At 69.6% G+C, this 14,962-nt stretch carries 16 protein-coding genes; 10 read left to right on the forward strand and 6 right to left on the reverse strand.

From position 1 onward, the window contains the following. Positions 1 to 110: 110 nt before the first annotated feature. Positions 111 to 380 (forward strand): type II toxin-antitoxin system prevent-host-death family antitoxin, encoded by a 270-nt coding sequence (locus tag G3I56_RS32410; RefSeq protein ID WP_164415226.1) that lies wholly within the window; start codon positions 111 to 113, stop codon positions 378 to 380. Then, a complete protein-coding gene (locus tag G3I56_RS32415; protein ID WP_164415228.1) occupies positions 377 to 628 on the forward strand; it encodes a type II toxin-antitoxin system RelE/ParE family toxin in 252 nt (83 codons plus the stop codon). Before G3I56_RS32410 ends, G3I56_RS32415 begins: the two co-directional genes overlap by 4 nt. A 79-nt stretch (positions 629 to 707) precedes the next feature. On the opposite strand, the gene G3I56_RS32420 is transcribed toward G3I56_RS32415, so the two are convergent. Further along, positions 708 to 1,151 (reverse strand): DUF2000 domain-containing protein, encoded by a 444-nt coding sequence (locus tag G3I56_RS32420; RefSeq protein ID WP_164415230.1) that lies wholly within the window; start codon positions 1,149 to 1,151, stop codon positions 708 to 710. A 49-nt stretch (positions 1,152 to 1,200) separates the two neighbouring features. Here G3I56_RS32420 and G3I56_RS32425 point away from each other — a divergent pair, with 49 nt between their 5' ends. Then, complete coding sequence (locus G3I56_RS32425) at positions 1,201 to 2,013, forward strand: AraC family transcriptional regulator (protein WP_164415232.1); 813 nt, start codon at positions 1,201 to 1,203, stop codon at positions 2,011 to 2,013. Here the strand turns inward: G3I56_RS32425 and G3I56_RS32430 are convergent. Together G3I56_RS32430 and mshA are read right to left on the reverse strand one after the other, a co-directional pair. Continuing rightward, entirely contained in the window at positions 2,003 to 2,494 is a 492-nt protein-coding gene (locus tag G3I56_RS32430) for a YbjN domain-containing protein (RefSeq protein WP_164415234.1), read from the reverse strand. The two genes, G3I56_RS32425 and G3I56_RS32430, sit on opposite strands and share 11 nt — an antisense overlap. Beyond that, a complete protein-coding gene (gene mshA, locus G3I56_RS32435; protein WP_203691171.1) occupies positions 2,487 to 3,737 on the reverse strand; it encodes a D-inositol-3-phosphate glycosyltransferase in 1,251 nt (416 codons plus the stop codon). Before mshA ends, G3I56_RS32430 begins: the two co-directional genes overlap by 8 nt. A 234-nt stretch (positions 3,738 to 3,971) precedes the next feature. Here mshA and G3I56_RS32440 point away from each other — a divergent pair, with 234 nt between their 5' ends. The 3 genes from G3I56_RS32440 to G3I56_RS32450 all read left to right on the forward strand — a co-directional run bounded on the left by G3I56_RS32440 (position 3,972) and on the right by G3I56_RS32450 (position 7,867). Next, on the forward strand, positions 3,972 to 4,859 hold the full coding sequence (locus G3I56_RS32440) for a class I SAM-dependent methyltransferase (RefSeq protein ID WP_164415238.1): 888 nt from the start codon (positions 3,972 to 3,974) through the stop codon (positions 4,857 to 4,859). Positions 4,860 to 5,079: 220 nt separating this feature from the next. Next, positions 5,080 to 6,174 carry a C40 family peptidase gene (locus G3I56_RS32445; RefSeq protein WP_164415240.1) on the forward strand — a complete coding sequence of 365 codons (1,095 nt, stop codon included), beginning with the start codon at positions 5,080 to 5,082 and terminating at the stop codon, positions 6,172 to 6,174. A gap of 331 nt (positions 6,175 to 6,505) precedes the next feature. Further along, positions 6,506 to 7,867, forward strand: coding sequence for a response regulator (locus G3I56_RS32450; RefSeq protein ID WP_164415242.1), 1,362 nt, complete (start codon positions 6,506 to 6,508; stop codon positions 7,865 to 7,867). 13 nt (positions 7,868 to 7,880) lie between these two features. Here the strand turns inward: G3I56_RS32450 and G3I56_RS32455 are convergent, their stop codons facing one another. The 3 genes from G3I56_RS32455 to G3I56_RS32465 all read right to left on the reverse strand — a co-directional run bounded on the left by G3I56_RS32455 (position 7,881) and on the right by G3I56_RS32465 (position 9,719). Continuing rightward, the gene (locus tag G3I56_RS32455) at positions 7,881 to 8,219 is read right to left on the reverse strand and encodes a DUF2516 family protein (RefSeq protein ID WP_164415288.1); all 339 of its coding nucleotides are present in this window, start codon (positions 8,217 to 8,219) and stop codon (positions 7,881 to 7,883) included. A gap of 148 nt (positions 8,220 to 8,367) precedes the next feature. Next, on the reverse strand, positions 8,368 to 9,069 hold the full coding sequence (locus G3I56_RS32460; RefSeq protein ID WP_164415244.1) for a hypothetical protein: 702 nt from the start codon (positions 9,067 to 9,069) through the stop codon (positions 8,368 to 8,370). A 104-nt stretch (positions 9,070 to 9,173) separates the two neighbouring features. After that, complete coding sequence (locus G3I56_RS32465) at positions 9,174 to 9,719, reverse strand: helix-turn-helix transcriptional regulator (protein ID WP_164415246.1); 546 nt, start codon at positions 9,717 to 9,719, stop codon at positions 9,174 to 9,176. A 269-nt stretch (positions 9,720 to 9,988) separates the two neighbouring features. On the opposite strand from G3I56_RS32465, the gene G3I56_RS32470 reads away from it, so the two are divergent. The 4 genes from G3I56_RS32470 (at position 9,989) to G3I56_RS32485 (ending at position 14,805) form a co-directional block, all read left to right on the forward strand. Next, a complete protein-coding gene (locus tag G3I56_RS32470; RefSeq protein WP_164415248.1) occupies positions 9,989 to 10,765 on the forward strand; it encodes a TnsA-like heteromeric transposase endonuclease subunit in 777 nt (258 codons plus the stop codon). Further along, a complete protein-coding gene (locus G3I56_RS32475; protein WP_343240110.1) occupies positions 10,728 to 12,836 on the forward strand; it encodes a Mu transposase C-terminal domain-containing protein in 2,109 nt (702 codons plus the stop codon). The genes G3I56_RS32470 and G3I56_RS32475 overlap by 38 nt, the downstream gene beginning before the upstream one ends. After that, on the forward strand, positions 12,827 to 13,864 hold the full coding sequence (locus G3I56_RS32480; RefSeq protein WP_164415250.1) for an ATP-binding protein: 1,038 nt from the start codon (positions 12,827 to 12,829) through the stop codon (positions 13,862 to 13,864). Before G3I56_RS32475 ends, G3I56_RS32480 begins: the two co-directional genes overlap by 10 nt. 740 nt (positions 13,865 to 14,604) lie before the next feature. Beyond that, entirely contained in the window at positions 14,605 to 14,805 is a 201-nt protein-coding gene (locus tag G3I56_RS32485) for a hypothetical protein (RefSeq protein WP_164415252.1), read from the forward strand. Positions 14,806 to 14,962: the final 157 nt, after the last annotated feature.

The raw sequence follows: 14,962 nt of genomic DNA on the forward strand, positions 1-14,962 counted from the left end.
CCGCGGCGCTCCGGTAGGTCACCGACCTCCGCCGGAGCGCCACAGCGGTGGAACACATTGCGACACGTGATCCTCGGGCCGAAAGTGTCATCTGTGTGTACACTAGATTCATGTCAGCTACATATCCGATCGCTGAAGCGAGAGGCAAGCTCGGGGACCTCGCACGCCGGGCCGCCCAGCACGAGCACATCACCCTCACCGACCACGGCGTTCCGACCGCGGTCCTCATCTCCCCCGCGGAGCTCGAAGACCTGGAGGACGCGCTCGCGCTCGCGCGCCTTGAGCGTGACCGTGCCCTCGGACGTACAGAGACTCCCATCCCGCATGCCGAGGCACGGCGTGCGCTTCTCGACGCTGCGGGAAGGGGGAGCGAGGCGTGACCTGGCAGGTCCAGTGGGAACCCGCAGCGCTCAACGAGGCCACTGGTTACCTCAAGGACGACCCGCAGGGGGTGGACGCGCTTCTCCAGGCGACCGACCAACTCGCGGAGAATCCCAGGCCTGAAGGATCCCGGGCCTGGGGCACTCACCACCGCCGTCTTCATCACGGGCCCTGGCGTATCCTCTACCGTTTCGACCAGGACGCGCGCACCCTCCACATCGAACACATCGGGCGAACCGGAGCCTGACCACCCTTTGGCCTCTGGCGTGTTCGGCCACTGCTCGTGGACACCGGCGCCGACTGCTGGCTACTGCCGTGGCGGCGGCTCACGGGTGCATCCGCGCCCCCTTCACCACCTTGTCCACCGCGTTCTTCGGCCCGTACACCGCCACCCCCACCACGTCCAACTCTCCTGCCCCCACGGCCCGCACAGCCGCCCGGTTGTCGCGGTCGTTGCCCGTGCCGAACAGGTCGGACGTGAAGACGGAGCACGGCAGGGACCGGGACACCGCCCGTCCGTGAGCCGCCTTCAGCGTCTCCTTCGTGGCCTCGAAAACGAGGACCGGCTGACGGAACATCGGGAGGTACGGGGTGCCGTCCGCGTCCTCGTACGGCTCGCCGATCACGTCGGGGACCGTCGTCCCCAGGCCGCTGACCAGGAACGCCGTCACGTTCAGGCGCTGCCAGGGTTCCAGGTCCTCGCGCAGCAGAACGGCGATCTTCGTGTCGAAGCGGATCGGGGTGGTGTTCGTCGGGCTCTCGGTGCTCATGCTTCGAGACTGCCGAGCCTCGTACGACCCCGTCTTGTACGTTCTTTGCATGGCCACCCGGCAGGAAGTCTCCGCCTGGCGCCCGGCCGTGACCGGCGTCGTCGAGGTCTTCCACGCCCACTTCACCGAGTACGCCTACCCGATGCACGTACACGACTCCTGGACGCTGCTCATCGTCGACGACGGCGCCGTACGGTACGACCTCGACCGGCACGAGCGGGGCACCCCGCACGACACCGTGACCCTGTTGCCGCCGCATGTGCCGCACAACGGGTCGCCCGCGACTCCGGACGGGTTCCGCAAGCGCGTCCTCTATCTCGACTCCACCCATCTCGGCGACGAGTTGATCGGGGCCGCCGTCGACCGGCCCGATTTGCGTGATCCACAACTGCGGCTGCGCGTCGGGCAGTTGCACGGTGCGCTCGTGCGGGCCGGGGAGGAGTTCGAGGCGGCGAGCCGGCTGGCGCTCGTCGCGGAGAGGCTGCGTACGCGGCTACGGGTGCGGATGTCGGAAGTACCCCGTCCGCCGCGTGTCGATCCGCCGCTCGCCCGGCAGTTGCGCGAACTGCTCGACGAGCGGCTCGTCGACGGGATCACGCTCGACGAGGCCGCGCGGCTCGTGCACGCCCATCCCGCCCATCTCGTACGGGTGTTCAGCGCGGCCTTCGGGATGCCGCCGCACCAGTATCTGACCGCGCGTCGCGTCGACCGGGCCCGGCGGCTGCTCCTCGACGGGCTGGCTCCCGGTGAGGTCGCGACGGCTGCCGGGTTCTACGACCAGGCCCATCTCACGCGCCACTTCAGGAAGTTGGTGGGCGTGCCGCCCGGGCGCTATCGGCTCGGCCGGGGATTCAGTCCGTAGGGCGCTGGGTCAGGTGGGCGAACGCGTCCAGGTTGCGGGTCGACTCGCCCCGGGACACCCGCCAGGCGTACTCCTTGCGGATCGCGGACGCGAACCCCAGCTCCAGCAGGGTGTTGAAGCCGCCGTCGGCCGCTTCCAGGACCGAGCCGAGGAGGCGGTCGATCTCCTCCGGGGTGATCGCGGACAGGGGGAGCTTGGACGTCACGTAGACGTCGCCCAGGCGGTCCACCGCGTAACTCACGCCGTACAGCTTGAGGTTGCGCTCCAGGAGCCAGCGGTGGACGCCCGGCTCGTTCTCGTCGGGGTGGCGGATCACGAACGCGTTCAGGGACAGGGAGTGCTTGCCCACCAGGAGCGAGACCGTCGTCGAGAGTTTGCGGGTGCCCGGGAGTTTCACCACGTAGTTGCCGGGCTTCGGGCTCTCCCAGTCCAGTTCGGCCTCGGTGAGGACCTGCTCGATGATCGACGCCGAATCAGCCATGCAGCGAGCGTACGCGACGCCTGTGGGCCTGCATCGCTGCCGTGTAGACGTCCCCCGTGGCGGCGGCCGAGGCGTCCCAGCCGAAGCGCTGGGCGTGCCGGGCCGCCGACGCGCCCATCCGGGCGGTGAGGGTCTCGTCGTCGGCGAAATCGCGCAGCACGCGCGCGTAGGCGGCGGGATCGTGCCCTTGTACGAGGAATCCCGTACGTCCGTCGTCGACCGCCACCGGGAGGCCGCCCACCGCTGCCGCCAGCACCGGCGTGCCCGCCGCCTGGGCCTCGATGGCGACCAGGCCGAACGACTCGCTGTAGGACGGCATGACGAGGACGGAGGCCGCCCGGAACCAGTCCGCCAGCTGTTCCTGGTTGACGGGCGGGCGGAAGCGTACGACGTCGGCGATGCCCAGGCGGGCGGCGAGCTTCTGCAGGCCCTCCGGCTTGGCCAGGCCGCTGCCGCTGGGGCCGCCGACTATCGGGACGACGATGTTGGCGCGCAGCTCGGGTCGCTCGTCCAGGAGGACGGCGACCGCGCGGAGCAGCACGTCGGGGGCCTTCAGGGGCTGTATGCGGCCGGCGAAGAGGGGGATCAGAGCGTCCTGCGGGAGACCGAGGCGGGCGCGGGCGGCGGCTCGGCCGTCAGCCGGGGAGAAGCGGTCGAGGTTGACGCCCGGGTGGACGACGGCGACCCGGCCGGGGTCGGCGTCGTAGTGCCGTACGAGTTCGTCGGCCTCTTCGGCGGTGTTGGCGATGAGGCGGTCGGCGGCGGCCACGACCTGCATCTCGCCGATCACGCGGGCGGCGGGCTCGGGGTTGTCGCCGGTGGCCAGAGCGGCGTTCTTGACCTTGGCCATGGTGTGCATGGCGTGCACCAGGGGGGTGCCCCAGCGCTGGGCGGCGAGCCAGCCGACGTGGCCGGAGAGCCAGTAGTGCGAGTGCACGAGGTCGTAGTGACCGGGGCGGTGACCGGCCCAGGCCTGCATGACGCCGTGCGTGAAGGCGCACAGCTGGGCCGGGAGGTCCTCCTTGGGGAGGCCTTCGTAGGGGCCCGCGTCGATGTGGCGCACGAGGACGCCGGGGGCCAGCTCGACGGACGGGGGGAGGGCGGCCGTGGTGGCCCGGGTGAAGATCTCGACCTCGATGTTGATCGCGGCGAGGCGCTGCGCGAGCTCGACGATGTAGACGTTCATACCGCCGGCGTCGCCCGTGCCGGGCTGGTGGAGCGGGGAGGTGTGCACGGAGAGCATGGCCACCCGGCGGGGCCTGCGGCGGCGGCCCAGCAGGCCGATGTACTGGCTCACGTGGCGTTCCTCCTTCTCGGCCGGACCCTTGCCGCTGTTCGCGGCTCGCTCTTCGTGCGTCGCTTTCGCGCAGCTCCGAAGGGTCAACGCCCGGAGGGGGCGACCCATTTCCTCTTTGCCCAATCATTACCGTTTCCCGCTCAACCGTTCGACAGGGCGGCGCCCCTTACCCTCGTACGCATGGCTGCTCCCCGCTCATCGACACGTCCCCTCGGAACGGTGACGCGCGGGACGACCAACCCCAATCGGCTGCGCCGTATGGACCGCTGGATCGCGGCCACGCACGGCGCCGCCCTGCGCCGCGCCCCCTCCCCCGTCGCGGTCGACCTCGGGTACGGGGCCGCGCCCTGGACCGCCGTCGAGCTGCTCGCGCGGCTGCGTACCGTGGCGCCACGCACGCGCGTGGTGGGCGTCGAGATCGAGCCCGCCCGGGTCGCGGCGGCGAAACCGTACGAGCGCGAGGGGCTCACCTTCCGGCACGGCGGCTTCGAGGTCCCGGTGCCGGAACGGCCGACGCTGATCCGCGCGGCGAACGTGCTGCGGCAGTACGACGAGGCCGAGGTCGCCGATGTCTGGGCGCGGCTGTGCGCCCGGCTCGCACCGGCCACGGGCGACTCCCGATGCACCTTCGGGGGCACTCTCGCGGGCACTCCTGGGGGTGGCTTCGGGGGCACTCTTGGGGGCGGTTTCGGGGGCGGGCTGCTCGTCGAGGGGACGTGCGACGAGATCGGACGTCGGCACGTGTGGGTCGCCCTGGGACGGGAGGGGCCGCGCACGGTCACCTTCGCGGCCCGGCTGGGTTCCCTGGACCGCCCCTCCGACCTCGCCGAGCGCCTGCCGAAGGCCCTCATCCACCGGAACGTCCCCGGTGAACCGGTGCACGCCTTCCTGCGCGACTTCGACCGCGCCTGGGCCGCCGCGGCGCCCTACGCCTCGTACGGGGCCCGCCAGCGCTGGATCCGGGCGGTGCGGGACCTCACGGCCGACTGGCCGGTGACGGACGGGCCCGCGCGGTGGCGGCAGGGTGAAGTGACCGTGGCGTGGGGGGCGTTGGCGCCTCGGCGCTGAGTCGGCCGGTGCTCGGCACCGAGTTGCCGGGCGCCTCGAATTGCTCGCGGTTCAAGGGCAACGATCTCTGTGCGCCGTTCGTCACACATGCGGGGGACGTGGGAAGGGCAGGCACCTGCGGGATGTCTGTCGCTTTCCGCGGCCACGTGGCACGATCCCCCGGGCGTCCGTAAGTTACTGACGGTTAATCAAGTGGGTGGAAAGTACGGGGGTGCGGGGAATGGGAGCCGGCAAACGGAGCCTGGTCGCGACAGCCGTGGGACTGGTCTGCGCGGTCACCGTCCTCGGCGGCGCGGGCAGCGCGTTCGCGACCCCGGCACCGACCCCGACGGCCACACCGGCGCCGACCCCGAGCGTGACGCTGCCGCCGAACAAGGACCTGGAAGCCGTACACAAGAAGCTGGAGCAGCTCTACCACGACGCGGCGGTCGCCACCGACGCCTACAACGCGGCCGAGGAGCAGACCGAGCGGCAGTCCGCCGAATTGGTCGAGCTGGCCCGGGAGATCGTCAAGGGGCAGGAGCGGCTGGCCGAGTTGAAGGACCGGGCGGGTGCCGCGGCGCGCGCCCAGTACCGCTCGGGGGGCCTGCCGCCGACGGCGCGGCTGTGGCTCAGCGACGATCCGCAGGCGTGGCTGGAGGGGGTCAGCCGGATCCGGCAGGGTGAGAAGGCGACCACCGGCCTGCTCGCCGAAATGACGCGCACCCAGCAGGACCTGGAGCTGTACGCGCGGGACGCCTCGGCCCAGTGGAAGAAGCTGGAGGCGAGCCGGAAGGTCAGGGCCGCCGCCCAGAAGCAGATCAAGCAGCAGATCGCGGCGGCCGAGGGCCTGGAGTCCCAGCTCCAGAAGGAGGAGAAGGAACGCCTCGCGGAGCTGGAGCGCGAGGCCGCGGCCAAGGCGCAGACGTCCTGGCTCGGCTCCGGCGTCCTCGACGACATCGACGCCACCGACGGCAGCGCGACGGCACAGGGCAAGAAGGCCGTGGCGTTCGCGACGGCACAGACGGGCAAACCGTACGAGTGGGGCGCCGAGGGCCCCGGCACGTACGACTGCTCGGGCCTGACCTCGGCGGCCTGGGCGGCGGCCGGGGTCACCATCCCGCGCACCTCGCAGCAGCAGTGGGACCAGCTGCCGCACGTCGCCGTCAAGGACATGCGCCCCGGCGACCTGATCGTCTACTTCGACGACGCGAGCCACATCGCGATGTACGTGGGCGGCGGCAAGATGGTGCACGCCCCGCGGCCCGGACGGACGGTGACAATCGCGGGGGCGGGATCGATGAAGATACTCGGGGTGGTCCGGCCGGGTGCGTGAACCCGGCGATCACCTCGGACAACCAGCCGGATAAGGCATCTTTCGTACCGTACGGAACGTTACGCACCGCCCGTGACCCGTGACCCGTTCCACGTGACGCAACACACCCACCAGCACCTCCCAACCCTCTGGCGGACGTGATGTTCGTCATCCCCGGGTGGGCAACCTCGTGCCCAAGTGCGTTACGGGGCAAGGCATATGACACCGGCGCCGCCCCGTGGACGCACCACCGACCATTCCGCTGCGGGCCTGTCAACCGCTATGGTCCCGGTCGGTGGATCGAGACCCCTCGCCCATCGTGCCCTCGGGGGGAGGGAAGGAACCCACGACGATGCCCGTACCCGTACCGCGGCAGAGAGCGGTCCCGGCCCTGGAGAACGGTCAGGCGCCGGCCCCCGCCATGCCCGCAGCGACCTCCACGGGCACCCCCTGCCCGGACGCCCTCCCCGTCACCGCGCCTGTCAGCGCACCCGTCACGGCCCCCGGCACGCATCTGACCCTGCTGCTGATCCAGGACGACCCGGGCGGCTCGCCCGTCGTGCCCGAACTGCTCGACGCGTCGGGCAAGCCGATCCGCGTCCGTACGGCACGCAACCTCACCGAGGCCGAGCGGCTGCTCACCGACGACGTCCACTGCATCCTGCTGGACCTCGCCCTGCCCGCGCCCCACCACACCGAGGACGACAACGACGACGAGCTGGCGGTCCTGAAACACGTACTGCGGATCGCGCCCCGGCACGCCGTCCTCGCGCTCACCGCCTCCGGCGACGTCGAGCGCGGTACGGAGGCGGTGCGCGTCGGCGCCCAGGACTACCTCTTCCGCGACGAGCTGGACGGCCGGCTGCTGAGCCGCGCGATCCGCTACGCGGTGGAGAGGAAACGCTCCGACCGAGCCGAACGCCGGCTCACCGAGTCCCGGCTGCGGGCCCAGGAGAACGCCCGCCTGGAACGCGGCCTGCTCCCCACCCCGCTCCTCGACGGCTCCTCGCTGCGCTTTGCCGCCCGCTACCGCCCCGGCCGCTCCCGCGCCCTGCTCGGCGGCGACTTCTACGACACGGTCCGTACGCCCGACGGCACGGTCCACGCGATGATCGGCGACGTGTGCGGACACGGTCCCGACGAGGCGGCACTCGGCGTGGAGCTGCGCATCGCGTGGCGTGCGCTGACCCTGGCGGGCCTGTGCGGCGACGACCTGCTGGGCACGCTTCAGCAGGTCCTCGAACACGAACGCGAGAACGACGAGATCTTCGCGACGCTCTGCACGGTCGACATCTCGCCGGACGGCCGCAGCGCGGGCCTGTGCCTGGCCGGCCACCCGGCTCCGCTGCTGGTCCGCCCGGCGACCGCGTCCTGCGGGCTCTCCGACTCTCCGGCCGTCGCGGAACTGCTGCCGCACGAGAACAACGGCCCGGCGCTGGGACTGCTGCCGGGGGCCCGCTGGCCTCGTACGCAGGTGCGACTGGGGGCCGAGTGGACGCTGATGCTCTACACGGACGGTCTGATCGAGGGCCATGTCGGCGCGGGCCGGGAACGGCTCGGCCAGGACGGCATGGTGGCGATGATCCGCCGCCAGCTGGCACAGGGCCTGCGCGGCGAGAACCTGCTGCGGGCGGCCGTGAGCGAGGTCCGCGAGCTGAACGGCGGAGAGCTGACGGACGACCTGGCGGTCCTGCTGCTGGACCGCCTGGCGTGAGTATCGGGGCGGGTCAGCGACCGCCGTTGTAGGGGCCGTACGGACCGTCGCTGCTGGAGCCGCCGCCTCTGCGGCTGCGTCCGCCGCCCGGGAGACCGCGCAGGGCCGGTCGTACGTCGACCATGTACACGATCGTCGCGACCAGGCCGATGATCGGCAGGAACGACAGGATCTCGAAGAACAGGCTCACCACGAAGGCGAGCCCGAGGACGACCAGCCAGAACGGCTTGGTCTTCTTGTCCGCCGCCCGATAGGCGTCCTCGCGGCGCACCGCGGCGTCGAAGAGCGCGAAGCCGCTGAAAAGGGTAAAGGCCGTGCTCAACAGCCACATGAACCCGTCGAAGCCCTGCATCAGCACTACGTCCACCACCAAGCTCGGTCAGTTCGTACGTGCGGTCAACGTACCCGCAACCGGAAACCCGCTACCCGCCAAACGGGCCGGGCACTCATGGAGTGCCCGGCCCGTCCTCGTACCCGCTGTTTCACCCGTTCGGCTCTGCCTACTTGGTGGGCGGAGTCGTCTTCTTGGCGGCCGGCTTGCGAGCCGGGGCCTTCTTCGCGGCGGGCTTCCCGGCCGGGGCGGACGCGATCTTGGCCTCGGCGGGAGTCGGGACAGGGGCGGAGGTGGGGGCCGGAGCGGACACCTTCTCCTCGGTCGCCACCTTGACCTCGACCGGCTCGGCCTTCGGCTCGACGGCGATGGCCAGTTCCTCGATCTCCTCGGCGGCCTCGCCACGCCAGGTCTTCACGGCCTGCTCGCCGTGCTCGGCGACCCTGTCGTACGTCTCGCGCGCCTTCACGGCGTACTCGGCGGCAACGCCGACACCGCGCAGGGCCAGGTCCGTGGCGCTCTCGCCGAGCTTCTTCAGATCGGCGTCGATGGTGGAGCCGAGCTTCTTGAAGTCGCCGTCCAGCGTGTTGATGAACTCGCCGACCTTGGTCTGGATGGTCTCCTGTGCCTCCTTGGCACGGCCGGCGGCCTTCTCCTGCGCCTCCTTGGCGCGAGCGGCGGCCTTCTCCTGAACCACCTTCGGGTCGGTACCGCGCACGGCCTCGATCCGGGCCGGCGCCTCGGCACGCAGCTGCTCGACCAGGCCGGGCACCTTCTTGGCCTGCTGAAGGGCGAGGTCGGCGGTGCCGGCGGCGAAGTAGAACGGCGTGGGGTCGCTGAAGGTCTTGCGGAGGTCGTCGGTGATGGCCATGGTGATGGTCCTCCCGGGTTGCTTCGAACTGAGGGTTTGGGGTTTCCGCGAACGTGGGGCTGGTCTCGACCGGTGCGTCCAGACCGTCCGGAGCAGCTGGTGCGTCAACTGGCCGTCTGCTGCGGGTCGGCGTCGCTGCCGGTGCCTATGTCTGTATCTCTGTCTGTATCTCTGCCTGTATCACTGCGCGTGCCACTGTCGGTGCCACTGCCCGTGTCGCTGTGAGCGGCTCCCGGAACGTCCGGCACAGGGACGTCCGTCGAGGCGGGAGCGCTGCCCGGATCTGCGATCCCGGCGATCTCGAACCCGTTCTCCTTGCGGAAGGACTCGTAGATCTGCAGCAGCACCTGCTTCTGCCGTTCACCGAGGGTGGGATCGGCGAGGATGGCGGCACGCGTCTCCACCTCGTCGCGGTCCCGCTCGGCATCGAGGATGCCGGCCCGCACGTACAGCGTCTCGGCGGAGATCCGCAGCGCCTTGGCGACCTGCTGCAACACCTCCGCGCTCGGCTTGCGCAGCCCGCGCTCGATCTGGCTCAGATACGGATTGGACACCCCGGCGGCATCGGCGAGCTGCCTGAGGGACAGCTGCGCGGTGCGCCGCTGGTCACGCAGGTACTCACCAAGATTGCCGACGTTGAGCGTTGCCATGCATCTACCTTGCAACACCCTTGCTAACTATTGCAAGCGCCTGCTTGCAAAAGTGCGCTACGCCACTGTGATTGGTCGAGATGGGTGTCATCTGGTCGCGCCTGTCCTGTCTCGCTGAAGCCGAGGCAGTCTCGGTCTATGTGAGGCATCGGGTCGTACGTCTCGCTCAATCTCGGGCATCTGCTGCTGTGTCTCAGTCAATCTGAGGTACCGGACACCCCTGGCGCCTACGGTCGCCGTACCTGGACAGCGCCGAGTGGGGGTGGCGGGTGGATGCCGAGGATTTCCAGCTGGAGTACGTCGATTCCCGGGGCGAGTTGCGGAAGGGGTCGCTTGAGGCGATGTGGCCGGCCCGTTTCGAGGTGGCCGGGCCTGTGCGGGCTTTCCCGTCGTGCCGGGGGCTGCGGAACTTTTCCGGCTGGTACTGGGCGGCGACCGGTGCCACGGACGTCGGTTACGAGTCGTGGGTCGAGCTGAGCCACTTGATGCGGCTGGACTCCGAGCCGTCGGTGGCAGCGATGGCTTCGCAGCCGTTCCGGTTGTCGTGGCGGGATGGCGGGCGGGGCCGGCGGGTGAGGCACACGCCGGACTACTTCGTACGGCATCGGGACGGCACCGTCGTGGTGCTGGATGTGCGTCCGGACGATCTGATCCCGCCGGAGGACGCGGAGAAGTTCGCGGTCACGGCTGTGGCCTGTGCTCAGGTCGGCTGGGGTTACGAGCGTGTCGGAGTGCTGGATTCGGTGTTGGCGGCGAATCTGCGCTGGCTGTCGGGCTACCGGCATCCGCGGGTGAGGCGGGAGCCGGTGGTGGCCGCGCTCACGATGGTGTTCACCGAGTCGTGCGGGCTGCTGGCCGGGGCCCGCGCGGTCGGTGATCCCATTGCCGTGCTGCCCGTGCTCTTTCATCTGATCTGGCGCCGGGAACTCGCCGTCGCGCTGGAGGACGAGCTGCTGTCGGCGGCCACGCTGGTGCGGCCCGCGGCCGTGTTCGCGAGGGAGGTGGGTGATGATGCCGACGCGTCCGATGCTGCTGTCGCTGGGTGACCGGGTCCGTTACGACGGGCGTGAGCACACCGTCGCCGCTCTGCACGGCACCTCGGTGCGGCTGGTCGACGATGCCCAGGCCCCGAGCGTCGTCCTGCTGGGGCATCTGCTCGCCTCCGAGGGCTTCACGGTGGTCAGCAGCGTCGGCCCGGGCCGTCCACCGCTTCCGGAGGAAGGGGTGCTGGAGGGCCTGCCCGAGGAGGCAGTGACGCGGGCCTGGTGGTGGCAGCGGCACCTGACCGAGCTGCTCACGGGCCGCCCAGACGGTGATCCGCATGCTCAGGTCCGGGCCGAGTACGACCCGGCGGTGCACTCGCTGCGGCAGCGGGAGCTGACCAAGCTGGCCGAGCTGCAGGAGGCCGGCGAGGACGTGGGCTTGAGCACCCTGCAGAGGCTTCGCACCCGTTTCGAGAACGAGGGGGTGACAGGTCTGGTGGACGGGCGGATACGCAAGCCCGCCACCGGCACCAGCCGGGCCGATCCCAGGGTGGTGGCCGCGATCGAAAAGGTGACGGACAGCCGGGTGGAGGAGGCGACGGTCTCCGCACAGGTGTTGCGGCGGAAGGTGGAACGGCTCTTGGCCGCCGAGCATGGCGCCGGAGTGGTGAAGATGCCGTCCCGGGCCGGGTTCTACCGCCTGCTGGAGGCGGTTTCCACGGGACGTCATCTGTTCGGGTCGGCCCGCACCCGCCGTTCACTGGGCAAACAGCCGAAGAGGATGTTCGGGCAGCTGACGACGGGGCGGCCGGGCGAGGTCATGGAGATCGACTCGACTCCGCTGGACGTCCTGGTCGTCCACGACGACGGAGAGGTGGACACCTGCGAGTTGACCGGGCTGGTGGACCTGGCCACGAGGACGCTGGCAGCGGTGGTGCTGCGGCCCTCGACGAAGGCAGTGGATGCCGCGTTGCTGCTGGCCCGGGCGATGACGCCGGAGATGATGCGGCCGGGCTGGCCGGATGCCTTGCGCCTGTCGCGGTCGGTGCTGCCCTACGCCTCACTGCTGCCGCTGGACGAGCGGCTGGCCAAGGCCGCGGCCATCCCGGTGATCGTTCCAGAGATGGTGGTCAGCGACCACGGGAAGGCATTCGTCTCCGACAACTTCCGCAATGCCTGCCGCCACTTGGGGATCTCGTTCCAGCCCGCACACCCGGACACCCCGACCGACAAACCGCACATCGAGCGGACCCTGGGATCGGTGGCGACCCTGTTCGCCCAGTACGTCGCCGGCTACAAGGGCCGCAGCGCCGAGATGCGGGGCAAGGACCCGGAAGCCCAGGCGGCCTGGTCCATCCACGAACTCCAGGAGCTTCTTCAGGAATGGGTCGTCGCCGTCTGGCAGACCAGGCCACATGACGGGCTGCGGGACCCGCTGATGCCCGGACGGCCATTGAATCCGAACGAGAAGTACGCCGCGCTGGTGTCGGCGGCCGGATACGTGCCGGTCGCGCTCAGCGCCGAGGAGTACGTCCAATTGCTGCCCCGGAAGTGGCGGGTCATCGGTTCCAGCGGTGTGAGGATCAACAGCCGCATCTACGACTCCCGCGCTTTCGGCCCCTACCGGCGCCAGCCCTCTGGGGCCGGGCCGGACGGCCGGCTCTGGGAGGTCCACTACGACCCTTACGACATCTCCCGTGTCTGGGTACGGGATCACCGAGGAACTGGATGGATCACCGCGACCTGGCGCCATCTGCGCACGTCCCCGGTCCCGATGGGCGAGTTGGTCTTCGACCGGGCCCATCAGGTGCTGAGCGAACGCACACAGCGCAAGCCCCAGGAGCAGGAGGTCGCCCAAGCCGCGGCCGAACTGCTGGACCGGGCGGCCGACGGTCCGGAGGAGCCACCTGCACCCCGGCGACGCAAAGGCGGTCCAGCAAAGCGTCGGGACCGCAAGGTCGTCGCCCGCACCCATGCCACCAGCACCCCGTCCTGGCCGCGTCCGGCACCGGCGACGAACGAGCCACCGGAGCCGGAATACGAGCCCGAACCAGCCGATGAAGAGGTGGAGTTGGCCAAGGTGGTGCCGCTGGGAATCTTCGACGCACGCGAGGAGGCGAAACGGTGGAGGTGAAGCCCGGCAACAATCCTGGACAGGTCGTCGACGACGAGCGAGTCGAACCGCCCACGACCCTGGCGGGGTGGCGCCGCTTCGTCGAGAAGGACTCCGCCACCTATCAACTCGTGTCCCCGGAACGCCGGAAGGCGATGAGCGACAGCGCACGCGACACCGACGACGAGCGGCGCATCGACTACCACTCCGAACTGCAAGTCGTGCGGACTTCCACGGTCGAAAAGGTCTGCCACCAGGGACGGCTGCTGACCCTCTTGAACCGGCGCGAGCACGGAGCCCGCCGGGGCCTGATCCTCTCGGGTGAGAGGACCACGGGGAAGACCACTGCGCTTCGGCAGCTCGGCCGGACGCACGAACTGCGGACCCGCCAGCGCTATCCCTCGGGCAGACGGATCCCGGTGGTCTATGTCACCGCCCCTCCCAGGGGCTCCCCACGCAAACTCGCCATCGAGTTCGCCCGGTTCCTCGGCTTGCCGGTGATCTCTCCCCGCCACAACAGCGTCGACATCACCAGCACCGTCTGCCAAGTGCTGATCGAGGCCCGGACCGACCTCGTGCTGGTCGACGAGATCCACCTGATGAACCTGGCCACCAGCGCAGGTGAGGAGTTGTCCGACCACCTCAAGTACTTCACCGAGCACCTGCCCGCCACTTTCGCCTATGCGGGAATCGATGTCGAGAACTCGGGTCTGTTCACCGGCATCCGCGGTGACCAGCTCGCTGGCCGTTGCACGCTCCTGCACACGGGCCCGTTCCCGCTCAACGACGAGTGGGAGGGCCTGGTGACGACGATGGAGTCCACCCTGCGGCTGCACCATCACGTTCCCGGGACACTGGCGGACCTGCACAAATACCTTCACCAGCGCACGAGCGGAATGATCGGCAGCCTCTCGCACCTGATCCGGGCTGCGGCCATCTCCGCGATCCTCGACGGAAGCGAACGCATCACCCGTCGGCAGCTGAACTCCATCCACGTCGACTTCGCCAGCGAGCGAGCATTCCGGGGCGGCGACAGGGAAGCCGGATGAACGGCCAAAGAGGGCCCGCGGTCGTCAAGTCGCTTCCGTTCAAGCCGGTCTTGCTGCGGCCACTGCCACACCCGGTCACGCCGTTCCCCAACGAGACGTTGGATTCCTACCGGCAGCGCCTCGCTGCCGCGAACCAGTTGCCCGACTTCCGCGCGGTCCGCACGCCTTCACGCTGGCTGCTCTGCCAGCTCGACGAGTTGGAAAACTGGAACTCCTCAGCAGCCAGCCCCGCAGGGCACTCCTTTGGGCCATCCCAGAACTTCGTCACTACGATCCCGACATCGCGCCGGAGCACCGGCGACGCACCGGGCTCCTCATTCGTCGGGCCTGCGACCTTTGCGGTTGGCGGTCCGGGAGCGACGGCGAGTCCATCTACGTGCACATACGCGGGTTCCACGACAACGTCTGCATCCGACACCGGCGCTGGCTGGGCGGCGGCAAGGTGAACCCCGAAGGGCAGATCAGTCTGGCGCACGCTCCCGAAGTCGTCCGGGCCCAGATCGTCCTCAACCGACTGGAGCTGAAATACAAGGGCCGGCCCTTTGGCCTGTGTTAACCAGCTCTGCGAACGCTTCTGGCGCGAGATAGACCACCGGGCGCTCGTCCGAAAGGACAGCGAAAGCACCTTCGAGCGAATCTACCGTCCGGACCCGGACGACCTCCCGAACAGATTCGGCCCCGTCCAACGATTCCGGAGAGCTGCGGCCTACCCCCGCATCGCCCTGCTCATCCAGCTCGTCATGGCACTGGCACTGCAACCAGAACTTGACCGCAAAGCCGAGCACGTTACCGGCGGCACCTACGCCACGTTCGAGCAGTCCTTTCATCTGGACTACAAGCCCCGCACCACCACAGGCCCATGGATCCGCGGCAAGTTCAACTCGCTCGTCGAGGCCACGGCCAAGTACGTCGATGCCTCGGGTGAGCGGAAGGCATCGTGACGAGTTGCCTCGCTAATCTGTTCGCATGACTGAGCTTGTTCCGCTTTGACGGACACCATTGGTGTGGTGGTCAGGCTGCGAGTGCGGTCTCGTATTCGGCAGGGCTGAGGTAGCCGAGGCTGCTGTGCAGTCGGTGCAAGTTGTACCAGCTCTCGAT

The organism is Streptomyces sp. SID12488, from assembly GCF_010548275.1.
Lineage (GTDB): Bacteria > Actinomycetota > Actinomycetes > Streptomycetales > Streptomycetaceae > Streptomyces.